We start from the raw sequence: 17,487 nt of genomic DNA, 5'->3' as shown, positions 1-17,487 counted from the left end.
GTATAACCAGGTGATTATTAAGGATGTGTGTCAGTCTATTGGACAAATGTGATCAACAATGTATAAATATATACAGAACTTACCAGAGTATATGCAAACAGAAGTACACAAGACGGTGATGCCATCGGACTGGCAGCCGCCGCACCCGGATTGTTCCTCTCGATAAAGGAAGCAGATCCGGTTGCGGTCTACCGGGCGCTTGCCGATGGCCCCGGTTATATTCTCGAATTCCCCGGCCTTCCGGTAATGGTCGGGATTGGATCTGAAGTACTGGATTGTCCGGGTGATCCTTGTGATACTCTCAGGGCAATGGCAGCCGATCCCCCCTTCTCCCCTGTCGGATATCTCAGGTACGAAGGAGGGGGCAGGTTCCTCTCATGCCGTGATGCCGTCTCAATCGATCGAAACGGGATCACGCTCTTCTCACGTGATATGGACGAAGAGGCAAAAAGCCGGATCCAGATGATGGCCGAAGTCCTTCTATCGCGTGATCTCTTCTCTCCTCCACCACCACCAGGTGATCTACCAACAGCATCGAACACCACAATGGAGCGCCCTCTCTTTACAGATGGCGTCAGGCAGCTCAAATCCCATATCGTTGATGGTGACTGCTATCAGGCGGTCCTTTCAAGGAAGATCCAGCTCCCATTCACTGGCGATCCCCTCAGGATCTATTCCGCTCTCCGGTCACAGAACCCCACCTGTTATGGGTATTTCCTCGATTTCGGTGATGAACAGGTGGCAGGAGAGAGCCCGGAGATGCTGGTTGCAGCCAGCGGGAGCACCCTCACCACCGTCCCGATTGCAGGTACACGGCCGCGGGGCTGCAACCCGGATGAGGATGAAGCGCTCGCAGCAGATCTGCTTGCCGACAAAAAAGAGCGGTCAGAACATCTTATGCTCGTTGACCTTGCACGGAACGATATCGGGAGGGTCGCAGCGTTTGGATCTGTCTCTGTTCCCCGGTATGCGGAGGTGGCGAAGTACCAAAAAGTCCAGCATATCGTATCAACGGTGACGGCAGAGGCAGCTCCCGGAGCTGATGGCTATGATGCGCTCCGCTCCTGTTTTCCCGCAGGCACTGTAACGGGAGCCCCGAAGAAGCGTGCAATGGAGCTGATCGCAGAACTGGAGCAGGAACCCCGTGGGATCTATGCCGGTGCAGTCGGGTATGCCGGGAGATCGGCATTCGCATTTGCAATTGCAATCAGGACCGTTGTTGTCAGGGATGGTGTTGCATCGGTGCAGGCGGGGGCCGGGATCGTCGCAGGATCTGATCCAGATCGCGAATTCGATGAGACTGCAATCAAGGCCGAAGCCTGTCTCCGTGCCATCGACTCAGCCGGGAAGGAATCAGCATGAAGGTCGTAATCGTGGACTGTTTTGACAGCTTCAGCTATAACCTCCTCCAGCTTGTGGGGAGCCTCGGAGCCGATCCGGTGGTGATCCCCGCAGACCGCTCATGTGCGTCTGTGGAGAAGGAGGAGCCTGATCGGATCATCCTCTCACCGGGACCCGGAAAACCGGGGGATATGGCACTCCCGATGGAAGTCCTTGCCACCCTCTCAAAGACGGTGCCGACACTCGGCGTCTGCCTCGGGCACCAGGCGATCTGCTCTGCTGCCGGCGGGCGGATCATCCATGCCCCACGCCCGGTGCATGGGGAGGTCTCGGAGATCTCCCATAATGGTTCCGGGATCTACTCCGGTCTTCAGAACCCGTTTCCGGCTGTCCGGTACCATTCTCTTGTTCTTGATGAAGGTTCTCTCCCGGAGGATCTGATGATCACCGCATACTCCCTTGACGATCACCTTCCGATGGGTGTCCGGCACCGCCGATTTCCGATCGAAGGGGTGCAGTTCCATCCCGAGAGTCTCCTCACCGGGATGGGAAACCGCCTCATCGCCGCATTCCTTGATGGAGGGATCGCATGATCCAGGAGGTCTGCGTTGCGATGGCAGAGGATGCCCCCCTGCCCCGGGGAGGACTCGGCCTTGCCTTTGATGATCTCATCTCGGGGTTAGCAACACCTGCACAGGCAGGAGCGTTCCTCTATGCACTGAGGAACCGCACCCTGACGGGAGAGGATCTCGCCACCTGTGCATCGGTGCTCCTCTCCCATGCGAGAACGATTGTGATCCCCGGATCAGATCGTGCGGTTGATACCTGCGGAACAGGCGGCGACCACTCGATGACGTTTAATATCAGCACCGCCGCCGCATTTGTCGCGGCTGGTGCAGGGGTTCCTGTCATAAAGCACGGGAACCGTGCGCAGACAGGCAGGTCAGGTTCTGCGGATCTCCTCACCGCACTCGGTGTCTCTATCGATGCTTCTGAAGAACTGGTGATTCGATCCTTTCATGAAGCAAATATTGCCTTTCTTTCTGCCCCGAAGTACCATCCCGCCCTGAAGACCCTTTCGGGGTTGCGTTCAGAGCTTGGATTCAGGACGATCCTCAATATCTCAGGACCCCTCTGCAACCCGGCAGGCCCGATCAACCGGATCATTGGTGTCGCCGATCCCGCCCTCCTCGGTCCGATGGCAGAGGCGCTCCAGGCACTCGGGGTTAAGAAGGCGCTGATCGTCTCGGGGGATCAGCTGGATGAGCTCTCCCTCACCGGGGAGAACCGGATCTGCGAGCTCTCTTCGGGTCAGATCGATTATTATACGCTGAATGCAGCCGATCTCGGACTTGCTGAAGCGCCACGTAATATGCTTCGTGCGGAAAGCCCGGGAGAGAGTGCTGCGATCATCAGCCGGGTGCTTCACGGCGGCGAGGGGCCTGCACGGGATATCGTCCTCCTGAATGCTGCGGGGGCGATCCTTGCCGGGGAAGGATCAGCAACCTTCTCCTCTGCCCTGAAAATGGCAGAAGACTCAATCGATTCGGGAAGGGCTCTTGAATCACTCAGGCTTCTTGCGGAGATCAACGGGGGTGCCTGAATGATCCTGGATGCACTTATCGCGTCATCACACCAGCGGGCTGCCAAACTACCGGATACGTTTCCGCGGGATTTCTTCCCTGTCCGGAGCCTGAAGCGGGCGCTCCTCTCCCGATCGCCTGCGGTGATCGGTGAGGTGAAGTACGCCTCGCCGGGGGGACCAACGGGTGCAACCCTGCCTCCGGGACGGCTTGCGGCAGCAATGGCGGCGGGTGGTGCGGTTGCGATCTCGGTTCTGACCGAGCCGACGGTCTTTGCCGGTGATCCCTCCTTCATAGGGGAGGTCAGGCGGCATGTAAGCCTCCCCATCCTCAGGAAGGATATCCTGGTACACCCGCGCCAGATCAGGGAGAGCAGGGCACTGGGTGCGGATGCGGTTCTCCTGATCGCTTCAGTGCTCGGGGACGACCTCCCTGCATATGTCGATTACGCGATCGAATGCGGTCTTGAGCCACTTGTCGAGGTCTTCTCCGCCGGGGAAGCAGAAGATGCCATTGCCACACGGGCCTCACTCATCGGGATCAATAACCGCAATCTCAGGACACTTCAGATCGATCCCGGCACTTCTGCCCGGATCGCCCCGGCAATCAGGGCAGCAGGCAAAATCCCGATTGCAATGAGCGGGATATCGACCCAGGCCGAGGTTCTGGAGGCGATGAAGACCTGTATGGGTGTATTAATCGGGACCTCGATCGCGTCAGCTGCGGATCCAAGGGAGGCGACGGAGGTGTTTGCATGTACGTGAAGATCTGCGGGATCACCTCTCCCGCCGATGCCAGGCTTGCGGTATCTGCCGGAGCCGACGCGATCGGCATACTCCTCTATACCGATTCACAACGATCAGTTACCACGCGGAGGGCTGAGGCAATTCTTAAGGCGATTGCCGGAAGGGTGGAGACGGTCTGCGTCACCACCACAAGGTCACCTGCCTATCTGCGGGAGATCTGCCGCCTCTCACCGGATGCGATCCAGACCTATCATCAGCTGAATGTACCGGATCGGTTCATCTCTGTCTCGGGCTGGGATGGGATCAGCCTGCCTCCTGAAGATGCCGACCGCCTCCTCCTTGATGTCTCGCATGGCAGGGGTGTTATGCTTGACACTGTGGTTGCGGAAGCAGCGATTGAAGAAGCAACGGTTCCTGTGTTGGTATCAGGCGGGCTCACGCATTCATCTGTTGCGGGCGTGATACGATCGCTCCATCCTGCCGGTGTCGATGTCTCAAGCGGCGTTGAATCATCTCCGGGCGTGAAGGATATGCACCGGGTGCAGGCATTTGTTGCTGCCTGCCGGGGGTGTTCACCATGAGGTTCGGGGAGTACGGGGGGAGGTATGCTCCTGAGATTTTGATCGAACCCCTCAGGGAGCTTGCTGAATCATATGCTATCTTCAGGGAGGATTCCGATGCACAGGCAGAGCTTATAGCACTCCTCACCCGCTATGCCGGGAGAGAGACACCGCTCTACATCTGCAGGAACCTCGGGAGAGAGACGGGGGTCGGAATCTGCCTGAAACGGGAGGATCTGCTTCATGGAGGTGCCCATAAGATTAACAACACACTTGGCCAGGCGCTCCTTGCGAAGCGTTCCGGAAAAGAACGGCTGATCGCAGAGACCGGTGCAGGCCAGCACGGGGTGGCAACCGCCATGGCGGGAGCAGTCCTCGGCCTCCCGGTCGAGGTCTTCATGGGTGCAGTCGATATGGAGCGGCAGGCGCTGAATGTTGCACGGATGGAGCTTCTGGGTGCCACTGTCACCCCGGTATCAGGCGGATCTGCCACCCTCTCCGATGCCGTTGATTGCGCGCTCCGGAACTGGGCTGCCACCGCAGAGACCTCGCATTACCTGATCGGATCCTGTGTCGGGCCTGACCCGTTTCCGACACTGGTCCGCGACTTCCAGTCTGTCATCGGCAGGGAGCTGTATCATCAGTCGCTTGCACTGGAAGGAAGGCTCCCCGATGCAGCTGTCGCCTGTGTCGGCGGTGGATCAAATGCGATCGGGACCTTTTTCCCGCTCCTTGATACCCCGGTCCGGCTGATCGGGGCAGAGGCGGGGGGCCGGAGCCTCAGCCCCGGCGATCATGGCGCCTCCCTCTCCTGTGGAACCCGGGGGGTGCTCCATGGCGCCTTCACCTCGGTTCTCCAGGATGCAGAAGGACTGATCTCCCCGACGCACAGCATCTCGGCAGGGCTCGATTATCCGGGCGTCGGGCCCGAACATGCCCATCTCCGTGATATCGGCAGGGCAGAATATGTGACGGTTACTGACAACGAAGCCCTCTTGGCATTCCGGCTCCTCTCAAGGAAAGAGGGGATCATCCCGGCACTTGAGTCTGCACACGCGGTTGCTGCGGCACTCCGGCTTGCAGAAGAGATGGATCCCGGAAGCCTGATTGCAGTCACCCTCTCGGGACGCGGGGACAAGGATCTTGGCACTGTCACTGGAGGCGGGGCATGAGCCGGATCGAAGAGGCATTCAATAAGGGGGACTCTCCCCTCCTGATCGCCTGCACCGTGGCCGGTGATCCGACCCCGGAACTCTCGCTTGAGGTGATTCTGTCGATGATCGAATCCGGTGCCGATATGATCGAGCTGATCATTCCAAACACAAACCCGGTTGCCGACGGTCCCGTGATCTCGCGTGCCCATGAACGGGCTATCAGGGGTGGGATTGGCATCGAAGGTGTCTTCTCTCTTATCGGTGCAATCAGGAGAAAGAGCGATATCCCGATCTGCCTGATGACCTATGCAAACCCGGCAATTGTCAGGGGAGAGGCAAAATTCCTCTCTGATGCCGCGGCTGCAGGAGCAGACGGGATACTGATTGTGGATATGCCGCCTGAGGAAGGAGGTCTGCTCATCTCCCAGAAGAAGATCGATCCGATCTTCATCATCGCACCGAACACACCGCCGGAACGGAGAGAGATGATCGGGGGGATCGGGCGGGGTTTCCTCTATCTCGTCTCGGCACCCGGTGTCACCGGAACACGGCAGCATCTTCCGGATGATCTGGGGGATCGGGTCTTGGAGGTGAAGAAGAGTACCGTGCTGCCGGTTGCAGTCGGGTTTGGGATCGGATCGGCAGAAACCGCCCATGAAGCAGCAGCAGCCGGAGCAGATGCCGTGATTGCCGGATCGGTGATCTCCGGGGCGATCGAGAGGAACCCGGATTATCCCGCTCTCTTTGTGGGAGAAGCCGTGCGGGAGATCAGGTCCGGAATTGCCCGCCACCGATCCTCTCGATCCGCCGGGCAATGATGTTCGCAGCATCGATGACGGTATCGGGATGCGGTTTCAGAATAGCGACGGGGATATCGACGATCTTCTCGATGATGGAGGCGATGATCGGGGCACAGATGATCCCTGAGGCCCCATCTTTCTTGGCTTCGACCGCTGCCATCATGCACTCGTCTATCGAATTTGCGGCATATCCTTTCAGGATCACCTCTTTTCCTCCGATTGATACCCGTGCTCCCTCGATCTCGTCAAGGAGGAACTTTGCCGCAACAACGGCGATGAATGTCCCTTCATGCGGCTCAAGGGCGGCAACGATCCGCCGGACTGTCGAGAGCCGGGGATCCCGTTCCCCTGAAGCGATCTTATAGAGTGTTGCGGGGGGTATGCCGGTCTTCTCGGAGAGCTCCCGGATCGTCATATCCCTCCTCTTCAGCTCCTCGTCAAGCGCTTCTGCAAAATCGGTCTCAAAGATCCGGCGTGAGAACATAACAAGTAGGATCTCTTCTCCGGGAGATAATAAGGATGCATCCTGACAATTTATGTGGAGAACCATCTCATCATGACGAGGCCGTCTTCGCCATCCTTGTAATAGCTGTCATAGCAGAAGATCTCCTGGTATCCGAGCCTTTTGTAGAAGGTGATCGCATTCTGGTTTGAGATCCTCACCTCGAGCTGGATGGCTGCGGCTCCTTTCTGGCGGAGGTCATCCTCGATCCAGCGGAGCAGTTCCCGGCCAACCCCCTTGTGGCGGTACTCATCTGCCACAGCGAGGGTGCAGAGATGCCCATAGATCACATCGCCGGTATCCTCGATGCCGCCACCGCAGAAGCCGATGATCTTCCCGTGAGCAACTGCCACAAAGAATGAGGAGAGGTACAGCTCCATGGCTTCACGAATACCGCTCTCTCCCCAGGGATCAGTGAACGCCATCACTTCAAGGGGGACGATCGCGGGGATGTCGCCAGGGTTTGCCCTCCGGATCAAAAAAGTGATCCCATGTTCCGGATGAAAACCTGCAGTCACCATCTTTCAATAGAGTATAGCACCTACACCTACGTGGAGTTTTCCATGGTTTCCATCTATCCGTTCAGAGCCCTCCGTCCGGCAGCGGAGGAGTCTGCCGCTATTGCATCCGTTCCCTACGATGTTGTCAGCAGGGACGAGGCGGCGGCATGTATATCAGAAAATAACCTGAGTTTTCTCAGGGTGATCCGATCCGATGCAGAACTCCCGGATCTCAATCCCTATGATGATATGGTCTATGCCCGTGCCCGCGCGGTCTTTGATGAGATGCAGGCAGAGGGCCTCCTCAGGCAGGATTCTGCAGAGAGCTACTCGGTGTACCAGGTGGAGGATGAGGGCCGGGTTTTTACCGGCCTCGTCGCATGCATCGGGGTCTCCGAGTACCAGAACAAGGTCGTGAAACGGCATGAGCTGACCCGTTACGATAAGGAGGAGGATCGGACACGGCATATCGATGCTGTCGGTGCCAATACGGGGCAGGTCTTCCTGCTGTACCGTGATACAAAAGGTATCCACGATCTGATCGCCTCACAGGCAACCGGAGAGCCGGTTGCAGAGACGAGGACGAAGTCGGGTGCGGTGCACCGGATCTATCCGATCACCGATCCCGATCTGATTAAAAAGATCACCGTAACCTTTGCAGATGTGCCGTCCCTCTATATTGCTGATGGCCATCACCGGGCAAAGAGTGCCGTCAATGTCTATGAGCGTAGGAGTGAACGCGGGGATGCTCATCTGGAAGCCAGCCGGTTCATGGGCATCCTTTTTGCCCATGATTCCGTCCTGATTCATGGGTATTCCCGGCTCGTCCGTGACATAGCCGGGATGACGGAGGATGCCTTCCTCCAGAGGCTCGGGGAGATCTTTTCGATCCGGGAACTGGATTCTGTGGATACGCTGGCATCTTCCATTCCTCCGGCTTTCGATTTGGCGGATCAGCATATTATGCACCTCTATATCGGCGGCCGGTTCTATGAGCTGACGAGACCGGTTGCTCCCTCGGCAGATGCAATCGCAAGGCTCGATGTATCGATCCTCCAGGAGAAGGTCCTCTCCCCGATGCTTGGGATCACCGATCCACGAGGCGATGAGCGGCTTGCGTTTATGGGTGGCGCCCTTCCGATTGCTGATCTGATCGCCGGGGTTGATTCGGGCGAGTATGCGTTTGCGATCCTGATGCAGCCGATTGGCGTTGATTCGATCTGCGATATTGCAGACAATGATATGATTATGCCGCCGAAATCGACCTGGTTTGAACCAAAACTCCTCTCCGGTCTTGTGATCCATGGGATTGACAAGTAAGGGAGGGGAGAGTATCCCATATTTTTTCCCAAAAGCTCTTACGGTTGGAAAGAGATGAATCTCTTGTGCTCCGGCTGTACCTTCTGACCATCACCATACTGCTGATCTCTGCCACCGGCTGTGTCATGGCTCCCGGAGGAGACGCTCCGTCTGATCAAATGGTTTATGAAGCGCCACCCTCCTTCCAGATGCGGATCAGCCTTGACGAAGCCCTCACCCATGCAGAGCCGCCGGTGTACCTGATCATCGGCCGGGATCTCCTCCCCGATGGCATGGCCGCCTCCTGGCTCATCCTGGCAACCGATCCTGAGGGAGGCTTTCTCTTCCTCTTTGTAACAGCGGACAGGGCAGATTCTTCCCGGTGGGAAGGGATGGTTCCTGGGGATCCAATCGATCCGGAAGCATTCCCATACCCGGATCGTCCAGCTGATCAGGTGGTCTTTTGGGAGGAAACGGGATGAGGGATGATGCGGTTGCGACCTTTGATTTTCTCGTTGGTTTCACCATTTTCATCATCGCATTCATCTTTGTTGCAGCGATGATCCCCCATACGCTCTTCTCGGTCCAGTCGAGCAGGATCGATTATGATGCGGTTGCCTACCGGACCGGGGTGATCCTGACTGAAGATCCCGGTATGCCCGCCTTATCAACGTTTCCGGTCTGGGAGCAGAAGGCGATCCCACAGGATGTGATCCGGATGGGGCTCTCGGTTGAACCGGGGTCTGCCCATATCCTCTCGAAAGGAAAGGTGGAACGGTTCTTTAATGATACGTTCTTCACTTATCCGGATGATTACCGGAGATCGCTTCTCTTCGGCGATTATCCGTACTCTTTCAATATCACCCTGACGATGCGTAACGATCCACCCGTTCGCTCGATCGGCCCCGCCCCGCCCGAGTCGTACGGAGCGGTGCGGAGGGTGGTGGTGGTGAAGGAGCCGTCACTTCTCTTTGTGAGTGATTCTGTTCCCGATCACAAAAAATTCCGACATGAAGGGAACGAAACCCCTGACCAGAGGTTTACCGTAGAATTGCCGATGATTGAGCTCCTGGATCGATCGGTTGATCCCCTCTTCAGGATCGATCCGAGAACCGATCCGATCCGGATTGAGATTTTGAACTTCTCCTATTACCTGAATTCATCGGCAACAGAGGCAAGACTGCACCGGGTGGAAATAACCCGGGATGGTGTCCCGATCACCTTTCCGGCATATGAGATCCGGCTGGATGGGATCCAGACAACCCTCCCGGCAGACATCTCTGATTCACTCAACTTCACGCTCAATCCCGTGCCTGAACCGCCCTGGGGGAGTGATCATATGATAGGAATCACCTTCATTTTTCAAGACGATCCCCCGGCTTCATTGATGACAGGGACTCATATCTATGATTACCGGAATGCAACCTTCCCTGATCCGGGGCAGGGTATTCTCGAGGTGGCGGTATGGTAGGGGATGGTGGATCTCTCTATACGATCGAAGGGCTGGCAGCAGGGCTCCTGATGATTGCAACCGCAGCAATTGTGCTCCAGTCCGTCTCTGTCTATACGCCCGGGGATACCCATATCGATGATATGCTCCTCGAGCAGCTCGGTGCCGATGCACTGGCGGTGCTGGATATGCCGGTTGAGCCGGGTGGGGAGACTGAACTGGAGCAGCTGCTGTATTCATGGGATGCTGCAGGTTTCCATAATGCATTCTATCCGCTTCTCAGGGAACGATCGTTTGCCCCGGATGATCCGGTTCAGTATGCTGCCTCGATCTCGTACCGTTTTGCTGCTGATGATAGTGTGAACCAGTTGCCTTTCACTGAAAGTGCCTCCTATACCGGCTATGATCCGGCAATCAGGGTGACACGATGGGTGCATCTGGATTCCGGGCATACTCTTCCCCCACCGGTTCCTTCCAGAGAGCAGATGGTACTTCTGGAGGTGATTCTGTGGCGGGGCTGAACGATAACGGGCAGTGGATCGTCCTGATGGGATTTCTGATCAGCATCGCCCTCCTCTTCCTGATGGTGATCATCAACCAGGCGACACTTGTCGGGCAGACAACGGCAGAAGGGGTGCTCGAGTTCCCAAAGCATGAGATCCGAGATCTCAGGGGGGAAGTCTTCAGGGCAGGCGGAGAGATGAATGACGTTCTGTATGATGATATCCGGGTGATCTCATTGAAACGGAATCACGCGATTGTATCTGTCAGTTCTTTAAAAGACTCGGTAGTATTTGGAGATACAACCGCCACGATGGTGACCATACGGTTCAATAACGGAGTATGTGTATATGAAGAGACATTCCTCGTCTGATGCGGTTGCGAATCTCATCGGCTACATCATCATCACCGGCGTTTTGATGGTGCTCCTCGTCTCGGTGATGATCCTTGCAAACGATGCCCTTATGGTGAAGCCTGCCGAGCGGTTTACCTACCACAGTTATGTGGATATCGGGAACGGGATGTCGGTTCGGATCGTTGATATCTATACGATTGCTCCGGTGAATGGATCAATTGTCTCGGATATTGATATCCCCTATGATGTCCTTGGAGAAGGGTATATCATCACGGTCCGGCGCCAGGGGGTGGATCAGGAGATCCTGATGAAAGGCGATCGGATCGAGACGGTGATCTCGCTTGCCGGGATCGGGGCAACAAAGGCCGTCCGCGGAACGACGACCGGAGGGGGCGCAAACCGGGTGATCTATGATTCAGGGGGTGTCTGATTGATGAAGAATGATGATGGGGTTTCTGAAGCGATCGGATTCATCCTGATCTTCTCTATCGTGGTGCTTGGAATTGCAATTGTTGTCCTTTATGGCTTCCCCCTCCTCATTGCGGGCCAGGGGAGCGCTGATATGAGGAATATGGAGCAGACGATGATCGTGCTCCAGAATGATCAAAAATCGATCAGCTACAAGATGGTTCCCTACAAGGAGACGGCTTTGCAGGTGCAGGGTGGGATGCTCTTTGTTACCGGAGAGTCCGGAGTATTTACCGTTTCATATCGTAAACCCGATAATTCTATCGAAATTCTTCCTCTCTATGAGGTCGGGCAGATCCGGTATGTATCTGATCTCGATTCCACCCGGATTGTGATCGAGAACGGCGCCGTCCTCACCCGCCCCGAGCGTGGCAGCGGTTCAGCGATGCTCGCGGAGCCACGCTGGTACTATGATGATCCATCGAATACCCTGATCCTCTCCATCATCAAGATAGAAACGGAGAAGGAACGGGCGCTATCAGGTGTCGGAAGGATCGAGATGAAGAGCGATCCTGAGAAGAAGGTCACGAATGGATATGATGCTCAAACCGGCTCTATTGAGATCCAATATTCCCCTCTCTCTCCGGAACATGACTATTCGGTTGCCTGGGAGAATTACCTGACCGGGAGGCTTGGAATGGTGCAGAATAGTGAGAACGTCTATACTCATCCATCTGCTTCGAAACTCGTCGTTCAGGAGACGGTTATTACCATAACAGGTTTTTAGGTTCAAAAAAAGGAGTTCAGAGGTAGTTATGTGCCCTGAGCCAGTCCACCTGGGGTTTGGTGTAGCGATAAATGATGTCGGCCTTTTCATCCTGGAATGACCATGGGATGACGATCAGGATATCACCTTCGCGGATCCAGACACGCTTCTTGATCTTGCCTTTGATCCTACCCATCCGGGTGATCCCATCGCCACACCTGACACGGATATGGTTTGACCCAAGCATCAGGTCTGCAATAGCAAACTGTTCTTTTAAGCGTCTGTTCGGAATTCGTACACGTACGACCCCTTCTGGTTCTCCGGTTCGTTTATTGTTATCAGTCAGAAAATCTACCTCTTTATCCCCCACGTTAGAATATCATAATGGTAGCCACCAGGCATCCGGCACGCGAGTATCTGCTAAAGTATGGATTCCGGAGTTACTTAAAGTATTGCCCCCATCAAAGAGAAGGGAGGGGTTGCTTCTCTTCAGGCAGGAGTATGATTCAATGCATACCTCACCGCAGCCTCTGCATGGATCCTGGTTGTATCAAAGATCGGAACGTCCACATCCTCCTGCCGGATTAAGAGGGGGATTTCGGTACAGCCAAGGATGATTCCTTCTGCACCCTCATCGATAAGATTGCTGATTATCCTCTTGTACTCTTCCTTTGATGCCGGATTGATATAATCCACACAGAGCTCATCGAAGATGACGTTGTTGACGATCTCCTGATCTGCCATATCCGGAACGAGGACAACAAGGCCGAACTCTTCTCTCAGCTCCTCCTTGTAAAATTCCGCTGACATCGTCTTCTTTGTGCCGAGCAGACCGACGGTTGTGATATTCTTCTCCCGCACCCTCTTCCCCGTCTCATCGATGATGCTGATGATTGGGATATCGACTGCGGCTTCGATGGCAGGGATTGTTGAATGCATGGTATTTGAGCAGATGATGATGCAGTCTGCACCGCCGCGCTCAAGCCGCTCTGCGGCATCGACCATAATCATGGTGAGCCCCTCCCAGTCTCCTTCATCGGCGAGCCGTTCCTGCTTTGAAAATTCCCCAAACTCGATCGAGTAGAGCAGTATATGAGCCGAGTTCTGCTCGCCGTATTCGTCCTGTACCATATGGTTCATCATCCGGTAGTATTCAGCAGACGAGACCCAGCTGATCCCGCCGATCATGCCTATAGTCTTCATTTTCTGATCCTGCGGGTGGAGGATTACAGGCGTATCCTGAGGGGAGGGGGCAGAGGCAGGAGCAACACAGCCCGACACAACGAGGGTGAGGACGAGAGCAAGGAGGAGCACGTGCACGGAGAGCGGAAGGAGAGATCGGGCTGGAGGGGTGTGCCGGGCCTGTGATTGGGAGTATGGTTTACAGTGATCACTTCGAATCATCAGGGTACCTCAGTGGTATATATCAATTAGTCTAATTCAATAATGTCATATTAACCCGGTATAACCCTATCCCCCCTCCACATTCGGTCGCTCCGAAATCAAGCGGATTGCCGGACATCTTCGTTGTCACTCTCTCTCATGCACTATGCTCCTCATGCTCTCCAAGCTCCTCCTCTAGCTCGTCTACTGTCGGCAACCGCCCGGACATCTCCCTGGGGAGCGATGACGTCAGGGTGTATCCTGCAACCCCGATTGGTCTGGCCATATCCCGCAGGGCATATTCGGCGATCACGCGATTCTTCGCCTTGCAGAGCACAATCCCGATGCTCGGATTATCTGATGGATGGGCAAGGAGATCATCGACTGCCGAGAGATAGAAGTTCATCTTTCCTGCATACTCCGGGATAAAATCACCAACCTTCAGATCGATCACTACATAGGAACGGAGTTTCAAATGGTAGAAGAGGAGATCCAGATAATAGTCCTGGTCAGCTACCTCCAGATGATACTGGTTTCCAACAAACGCAAACCCCAGACCGAGTTCCAGAAGGAACTCGCGGATGTGTTCGATCAGCCCTCGCTCCAGTTCGGTCTCCCTGATCTTCTCTCCCATCTGTAAAAAGTCAAAGATATATGGATCTTTCATCGTCTGGAGGGCCAGGTCAGACTGTTCCTGAGGGAGCGTCGCAGAAAAGTTCGTTACGCCCTTCCCCTCCCGATTGATCAGACGGTTCTCGATCTGGTGTACGAGTACGTTCCTTGACCAGCCGTTTGCTATAGTCTTCTGGATATACCACTCCCGATCCGCCGGTTGGGTAAGCTTGTCAAGGATCACGCAGTTATGGAACCAGGGTATTTGTGCAGCAACCTGCTGCACAAATTCAGGATCGGGCCATGCCTCTGCAAATGAGCGCATATATTTCAGGTTTCTGGGAGAGAATCCTTTTATATCGGGAAACTCACCTCTGAGGTCATCAGAGAGCCTGTTGATCACCTTCGCACCCCATCCCTCCTGTCCCTGCCTCACCAGGATATCCCTCCCAATCTGCCAGTAGAGAAGAATCAGTTGCTGGTTAACTGAGAGGGCCGCCTTGATCTGCGCATCTTGAATCAGCAACTTCAGTCTTGAGAGAAAAGCCGGATAATCAGCCGGGAGTGTATCACTCGATGGCAAACTCGATCCTCCGCAAGATAGCTGGCTTGATCTCCAGGAGCTCGATTCTGAACTGGTAAACCGTTGAAAAGATTCTTCTCATGATGCACCTCTCTCTATTGAATGACTATTCAATCATTTTTACATCCATCGGATGAATAGCATGCGGTTATCGTTGTATTATTATTGGATTTACTATATCAACCGCACCTATTTCCAAAATGGAAATAACTGCATCAAAAATCAATACTTCTGATCTTTCCTTTAGATATCTTAAAGATAATTTTCTCGAATAATATGCCTTAAAAATTAAAAATGGTCGATAATTTTACGTTTTATGTGTATGAGTAGTACCATCTTATAGATACTATTAGATTTTTTGGAGGTGGATAATGGAAACGGCTCATGTTTTCAGCCTATCTTTTTTCCTTCCCTTCCAACCCGAACTGTTTCCAGAATGGAAATACTTCCCCCCCATCCCCAAGTATCTTCTCCCATGAACGCCCCACCTTTTCACATGGCTGTTAAGGTGTGGTTCGTCTCTTCTGAGGCGGGGTGTTGTGGCGAGAGCCTCCAGGCAAAGTGCCTGCGGCTCCTTGATGAGGCAGGGCTGAATGAGATAATCCCCGAGCAGGGGCTTGTTGCCGTGAAGACGCATTTCGGTGAAGAGGGGTGCGACAGCTTCGTCTCGCCCCTCTATATCCGGCAGGTTGTTACGAAGGTGAAAGAGGCGGGAGGTGTGCCGTTTGTGACCGATACAAACACCCTCTATCCCGGGGAGAGGCATGACGCCGTCTCCCATCTTGCGCTTGCCATCAGGCACGGATTTGGGTCCGAGGTGATCGGCGCCCCCGTCTTCATCGCAGATGGCCTGCGGTCAAAGAACGATGTCGTGGTGGGGATTCCCGGCGTGCACCTGAAGGAGACGCGGATTGCTGCGGGGATTGCTGAGGCCGACTCCCTGGTCGTCGTATCGCATCTGAAGGGCCATTCGATGGCAGGATTTGGTGGGGCGATCAAGAACCTCGCGATGGGCTGTGCATCGGCAGCAGGAAAACATGATCAGCACAGGACGTTTCCGGCAGTTGTCAGTTCTGAAGAGTGTGAAGGCTGTGGTGGATGCATCTCCGTCTGCCCTGAGAAGGCGATCACTTTTGATGGAGCCGCTGTTGTTGATCCCGATTGCTGTATCGGGTGCTGGAACTGTGTTGAGGTCTGCCCATCAGGTGCGATTCATTTTGATTACGAGCGTGATGCAGAACAGTTCTCAGAGCTCCTCGCCGAATATGCCCTCGGTGCCGCCTCTCTCTTCCCGGAGAAGGTGCTGTACCTGAACTTCCTTCTCAGGATCACCCCGGACTGCGACTGTGTACCCTTCAGCGACCGGCCGGTCGTCCCGGATATCGGGATACTCGCCTCGGCCGATCCGGTGGCAATCGATGCAGCCAGCCTCGATCTGATCGATGCCCAGCAGGGGTTTGCCGGAACCCGGCTGGCAACGCACCATGCTCCGGGTGAGGATAAGTTTGCAGGAGTCTGGCCTGAGATCCCGATCAGGACACAGATCCGGCATGGAGAGCGGATCGGCCTTGGTACACCTGAGTATGAACTGATCCGGATCTAATCTCCACGGGAGAGATACTCCCGCATAATCTTTATAGCGCAATAATCGCCGCACATCGAGCAGGGGCCGGCATCAGGAACCCGTGCACTGAGCCCGTCGGGATCGATAGCCTGTTCGATCTGTCCCTTCCAGTCGAGCTCTGCCCGGCATGCCGAGAGTGCTGCATCGAGATCATCTGATCCCAGCCTGACGGTATCGCCGATATGGGCTGCGATCTTAAAGGCGATCAGCCCCTCCTTCACCTCTTCCCCGGTCGGGAGGCCGATATGTTCGGCAGGGGTGATCGCACAGAGATAATCCGCACCCGCAGAGACTGCAACGGATGCCCCGATTGATCCTGCGATCTCATCGTGGCCGACTGCCCTGTCGGTGGCAAGGGGCCCTGCAACAAAGAGGGGATAGGGGGATGCATCCTTGTAGAGCCTGACACAGACGGGGATGCGGTCGATCCTGAGATGGCCGCCGCAGCCTTCGACGATCACCTGGACGCCATGCTGATGGCACCGGTCTGCGATATCGATATTCTGCTTCCGCTCAACCGCGGCGGCGGCATCCCCGCCATCCACGATACTCCCGCCCCGCATGGTATTTCCGAGTGAGATGACGATCTCATGCTTCCGGGCAATCTCCATCACCTCGTCGAAATATTCGAGGAACGGATTCTCGCGTCCCGAATGGAGCATGTATGCGGCGGTCATGGATCCGCCTTTTGAGACAACGCCGAGTACCCGCTGGCTCCTTCCGAGTGCTTCGAGGGTCTTTTTGTCAGTCATATGGAGGACACACGAACTCACTCCTTCTGCTGCATGGCTTCTGAATGTATCAAGAATGAAATCCCCATCAAGGCAGTCGATCCCCCCGGCATCCACGACTGCCTGATAGATAGGAACGGTTGTCAGGGGAAGTGCCGTCTCCTTCAGGATAGCGGCCCGGATCTCCCTGATATTCCCTCCCATCGAGAGATCGGTTAAGGTGTCCGCTCCATATCGTTCGGCAACGGCTGCCTTCGCGAGCTCGGCTGCGAGATCCGATCGAACCGTTGAGGTGCCGATATTGACATTTACTTTTGCAGAGAATCCCTTGCCAATCCCAACAGCCCTCTTCCCTCCAACCATAACAGTGGCACTGCCATGTGCGATATGGTGTATGAGAGGATCCGGATCGAGCCCTTCTCTCTCTGCTGCGGCTTTTAAGGCCGGAGGTACCTTTCCTTCTGTTGCATCTTCAATAATAGTCCCCATCTGATGAAACTCCGGGCTTTGCTGGTACTATGTCTGATTCCAATCAACAATGAAGGTGTGCATGGGAGGTTGCCGGTTCTCTGAAAAAAGGTGTTTAGCA

21 protein-coding genes are annotated in these 17,487 nt (G+C 55.2%); 15 read left to right on the top strand and 6 right to left on the bottom strand.

Features of this window, described 5'->3' with window-relative positions:
• The first annotated feature begins 150 nt into the window (after window positions 1-150).
• From ACYUBO_RS11710 to trpA, 7 genes are read left to right on the top strand one after another with little or no spacing between them, the layout of a single operon-like run.
• Window positions 151-1,362, top strand: a complete 1,212-nt coding sequence (locus tag ACYUBO_RS11710; RefSeq protein ID WP_460374745.1) for an anthranilate synthase component I family protein — start codon at window positions 151-153, stop codon at window positions 1,360-1,362.
• Window positions 1,359-1,934: an anthranilate synthase component II gene (locus ACYUBO_RS11705; RefSeq protein ID WP_460374743.1), complete on the top strand. Its 576-nt coding sequence runs from the start codon at window positions 1,359-1,361 to the stop codon at window positions 1,932-1,934. The genes ACYUBO_RS11710 and ACYUBO_RS11705 overlap by 4 nt, the downstream gene beginning before the upstream one ends.
• A complete protein-coding gene (gene trpD / locus ACYUBO_RS11700; protein WP_460374742.1) occupies window positions 1,931-2,944 on the top strand; it encodes an anthranilate phosphoribosyltransferase in 1,014 nt (337 codons plus the stop codon). Before ACYUBO_RS11705 ends, trpD begins: the two co-directional genes overlap by 4 nt.
• Window positions 2,945-3,688 (top strand): indole-3-glycerol-phosphate synthase, encoded by a 744-nt coding sequence (locus ACYUBO_RS11695; RefSeq protein ID WP_460374740.1) that lies wholly within the window; start codon window positions 2,945-2,947, stop codon window positions 3,686-3,688. It begins immediately after the preceding gene.
• Window positions 3,679-4,251, top strand: coding sequence for a phosphoribosylanthranilate isomerase (locus ACYUBO_RS11690; RefSeq protein WP_460374738.1), 573 nt, complete (start codon window positions 3,679-3,681; stop codon window positions 4,249-4,251). Before ACYUBO_RS11695 ends, ACYUBO_RS11690 begins: the two co-directional genes overlap by 10 nt.
• Entirely contained in the window at window positions 4,248-5,402 is a 1,155-nt protein-coding gene (gene trpB / locus ACYUBO_RS11685; protein ID WP_460374736.1) for a tryptophan synthase subunit beta, read from the top strand. The genes ACYUBO_RS11690 and trpB overlap by 4 nt, the downstream gene beginning before the upstream one ends.
• On the top strand, window positions 5,399-6,202 hold the full coding sequence (gene trpA, locus ACYUBO_RS11680; RefSeq protein WP_460374734.1) for a tryptophan synthase subunit alpha: 804 nt from the start codon (window positions 5,399-5,401) through the stop codon (window positions 6,200-6,202). Before trpB ends, trpA begins: the two co-directional genes overlap by 4 nt.
• On the opposite strand, the gene ACYUBO_RS11675 is transcribed toward trpA, so the two are convergent.
• Window positions 6,153-6,668, bottom strand: a complete 516-nt coding sequence (locus tag ACYUBO_RS11675; protein WP_300334324.1) for a helix-turn-helix domain-containing protein — start codon at window positions 6,666-6,668, stop codon at window positions 6,153-6,155. The genes trpA and ACYUBO_RS11675 overlap by 50 nt on opposite strands.
• A gap of 50 nt (window positions 6,669-6,718) precedes the next feature.
• On the bottom strand, window positions 6,719-7,207 hold the full coding sequence (gene rimI, locus ACYUBO_RS11670) for a ribosomal protein S18-alanine N-acetyltransferase (protein ID WP_460374732.1): 489 nt from the start codon (window positions 7,205-7,207) through the stop codon (window positions 6,719-6,721).
• A 42-nt stretch (window positions 7,208-7,249) separates the two neighbouring features.
• Between rimI and ACYUBO_RS11665 the strand changes: the two genes are divergently transcribed.
• From ACYUBO_RS11665 to ACYUBO_RS11635, 7 genes are read left to right on the top strand one after another with little or no spacing between them, the layout of a single operon-like run.
• The gene (locus ACYUBO_RS11665; protein WP_460374730.1) at window positions 7,250-8,506 is read left to right on the top strand and encodes a DUF1015 domain-containing protein; all 1,257 of its coding nucleotides are present in this window, start codon (window positions 7,250-7,252) and stop codon (window positions 8,504-8,506) included.
• 44 nt (window positions 8,507-8,550) lie between these two features.
• On the top strand, window positions 8,551-8,967 hold the full coding sequence (locus tag ACYUBO_RS11660; RefSeq protein WP_460374728.1) for a hypothetical protein: 417 nt from the start codon (window positions 8,551-8,553) through the stop codon (window positions 8,965-8,967).
• Window positions 8,964-9,956, top strand: coding sequence for a hypothetical protein (locus tag ACYUBO_RS11655; RefSeq protein WP_460374726.1), 993 nt, complete (start codon window positions 8,964-8,966; stop codon window positions 9,954-9,956). The genes ACYUBO_RS11660 and ACYUBO_RS11655 overlap by 4 nt, the downstream gene beginning before the upstream one ends.
• On the top strand, window positions 9,950-10,456 hold the full coding sequence (locus ACYUBO_RS11650; RefSeq protein WP_460374725.1) for a DUF7288 family protein: 507 nt from the start codon (window positions 9,950-9,952) through the stop codon (window positions 10,454-10,456). The genes ACYUBO_RS11655 and ACYUBO_RS11650 overlap by 7 nt, the downstream gene beginning before the upstream one ends.
• Complete coding sequence (locus tag ACYUBO_RS11645; RefSeq protein ID WP_300330180.1) at window positions 10,444-10,809, top strand: hypothetical protein; 366 nt, start codon at window positions 10,444-10,446, stop codon at window positions 10,807-10,809. The genes ACYUBO_RS11650 and ACYUBO_RS11645 overlap by 13 nt, the downstream gene beginning before the upstream one ends.
• Window positions 10,787-11,221: a hypothetical protein gene (locus ACYUBO_RS11640; protein WP_460374723.1), complete on the top strand. Its 435-nt coding sequence runs from the start codon at window positions 10,787-10,789 to the stop codon at window positions 11,219-11,221. The genes ACYUBO_RS11645 and ACYUBO_RS11640 overlap by 23 nt, the downstream gene beginning before the upstream one ends.
• A 3-nt stretch (window positions 11,222-11,224) precedes the next feature.
• Window positions 11,225-11,986 carry a DUF7289 family protein gene (locus ACYUBO_RS11635; RefSeq protein ID WP_460374721.1) on the top strand — a complete coding sequence of 254 codons (762 nt, stop codon included), beginning with the start codon at window positions 11,225-11,227 and terminating at the stop codon, window positions 11,984-11,986.
• 16 nt (window positions 11,987-12,002) lie between these two features.
• Here the strand turns inward: ACYUBO_RS11635 and eif1A are convergent, their stop codons facing one another.
• The 3 genes from eif1A to ACYUBO_RS11620 all read right to left on the bottom strand — a co-directional run bounded on the left by eif1A (window position 12,003) and on the right by ACYUBO_RS11620 (window position 14,543).
• Entirely contained in the window at window positions 12,003-12,335 is a 333-nt protein-coding gene (gene eif1A / locus ACYUBO_RS11630) for a translation initiation factor eIF-1A (RefSeq protein WP_460374719.1), read from the bottom strand.
• Between the two features lie 119 nt (window positions 12,336-12,454).
• Entirely contained in the window at window positions 12,455-13,369 is a 915-nt protein-coding gene (locus tag ACYUBO_RS11625) for an aspartate/glutamate racemase family protein (RefSeq protein ID WP_460374718.1), read from the bottom strand.
• Between the two features lie 136 nt (window positions 13,370-13,505).
• Entirely contained in the window at window positions 13,506-14,543 is a 1,038-nt protein-coding gene (locus ACYUBO_RS11620) for a PDDEXK nuclease domain-containing protein (protein ID WP_460374716.1), read from the bottom strand.
• 496 nt (window positions 14,544-15,039) lie between these two features.
• On the opposite strand from ACYUBO_RS11620, the gene ACYUBO_RS11615 reads away from it, so the two are divergent.
• The gene (locus ACYUBO_RS11615; protein ID WP_460374715.1) at window positions 15,040-16,146 is read left to right on the top strand and encodes a DUF362 domain-containing protein; all 1,107 of its coding nucleotides are present in this window, start codon (window positions 15,040-15,042) and stop codon (window positions 16,144-16,146) included.
• Here ACYUBO_RS11615 and thiC read toward each other — a convergent pair.
• Window positions 16,143-17,387: a phosphomethylpyrimidine synthase ThiC gene (gene thiC, locus ACYUBO_RS11610; RefSeq protein WP_460374713.1), complete on the bottom strand. Its 1,245-nt coding sequence runs from the start codon at window positions 17,385-17,387 to the stop codon at window positions 16,143-16,145. The genes ACYUBO_RS11615 and thiC overlap by 4 nt on opposite strands.
• Between the last annotated feature and the right edge of the window lie 100 nt (window positions 17,388-17,487).

Source organism: Methanocalculus sp. MC3 (assembly GCF_054767395.1).
This window is presented reverse-complemented; position numbering and strand designations above follow the sequence as displayed.